The 1,641-nt window shown below is 52.7% G+C and carries 1 protein-coding gene; it reads left to right on the plus strand.

Features of this window, described 5'->3' with window-relative positions:
• Positions 1-295: 295 nt before the first annotated feature.
• On the plus strand, positions 296-1,510 hold the full coding sequence (locus tag QNJ86_RS13810) for an IS110 family RNA-guided transposase (protein ID WP_283833231.1): 1,215 nt from the start codon (positions 296-298) through the stop codon (positions 1,508-1,510).
• Positions 1,511-1,641 lie beyond the last annotated feature (131 nt).

Raw genomic sequence — 1,641 nt, forward strand, 5'->3', positions numbered from 1 at the left:
CCCTTGTCATCCTGAGCACTGATAATAGTTATTGGGTTGAGGGGTTGAAGAAGATGTGCTGCAATCCTATGCGAAGGCGGACGTGGTGACTCAATCCTGAGCAGACGCTTGAGGGCTGTCTATGCTGCGAACTGTCCCACGCCCGTCTCGCGGCCCAAGGGCCGGCCCATGACTTAATAGGAGCACGAGCACAAGCCACAAGGTGGACACCTTCATTGTACGCTCTCACCAGTGCACTGTCTTGGTCGGTCTGAAAGTTGCATCAATACAACCGATTTGAGTGCAAGGAGTGCGAATGGAAGAGGTTAGTGGCATCTTTGCTGGCGTTGACACCCACAAAGATGTGCACGTGCTGTGCGTGCTTGACCCATTGGGTCGCAAGATCTTTGAAGAGAGCTTTACTGCTGATAGATCAGGCTATGACGCACTTGCACAAGCACTGGGGGACCCAAAAAAGTGTGCAGTAGTAGCTATTGAAGGAACAGCGTCTTATGGCTCGGGCCTTACTAAAAGGCTCACGGAACTTGGCTTTAAGGTAGTAGAGGTGTTGCGCCCCAAGCGCGATAAGCGCAGGCGTGGAGAAAACAAAAACGACTTCGCCGATGCCGAGCGTGCTGCTCGCGATGCGATGGCGAACAAGTCAACTTCAACGCCGAAATCTCAAAGTGGTTGGGTGGAAGCAGTGCGCTTTCTTTTAGCCGCACGCCGTACGTGCATAAAGACTTCAACCGCCTGTGCAAATTCAGCCCAAGCTCTCTTGGAAAGCGCCCCTGAGCCTATTCGTGAGACTTACCGGCGTCTCAAAACTACGCATCTGATGACGAATCTTGCTGAGGTGGAAGTCACCACACACGATGCACTTACTGCATCCGTTCTGAGTTCTCTACAGATACTCTCGCTTACATGGATTGATGCGAAAAGGCGTGCTCAACAAGCAGAAGCGGCCATAGAGGCACTTATTCGAGAACACGCGCCCGCACTGCTGGATATGTATGGCTGCGGAGCAATCTCGGCAGCTGAATTGGCTGTTTGTGCGGGAGACAATCCTGAGCGTCTCAAAAGTGAAGCGTCCTTTGCAGCGCTGTGTGGAGTATCTCCTGTGGAAGCCTCAAGTGGAAAGATCAAACGCTACCGCCTCAACCGAGGAGGAAATCGCCAGGCTAACTGCGCTTTGCACCGTATTGCGCTCAGTCGCTTGAAAGGAGATGAGCGAACAAAAGCCTATGCGAAAAGACGAGCCTGTGGCCAAAAGACGCTCCGAGATATCACTCGCTGTCTTAAACGCTACCTAGCACGAGAGGTATATCACGCGCTCTTACATCCCTTTGAAGTACGAAAGAAAAAAGGACCTGCCCTGCGTGAGATGAGGTTAGCCCTTGGTCTAACTCAGACTGCTGTAGCCAAGTTGCTTGAGGTTCCAAGCGCCAGGATTAGCGAGATCGAGCGCTGCGCAAGAAACTTGCCAGACCTTGAGCAAAGGTATGGAGAATTACTTCGCTCCATGGCCTAAAACCTATCGAGAATATCTTGACAAAACATAGGAGATTCGCAGGCGCGTAGCGCCGGAGTCGAAGGATCCCGCGCGGCGATAGCTGGGAGATTTCCTACTGACGCCGCACGGGATCCTTCGACTCCGCGCCT

Source organism: Gordonibacter faecis, from assembly GCF_030077735.1.
In the GTDB taxonomy this organism is placed as follows: domain Bacteria; phylum Actinomycetota; class Coriobacteriia; order Coriobacteriales; family Eggerthellaceae; genus Gordonibacter; species Gordonibacter faecis.

Excerpts from the sequence above, each read along its gene's own strand:
- QNJ86_RS13810 (WP_283833231.1), top strand. The coding sequence starts at position 296 with ATGGAAGAGGTTAGTGGCATCTTTGCTGGCGTTGACACCCACAAAGAT.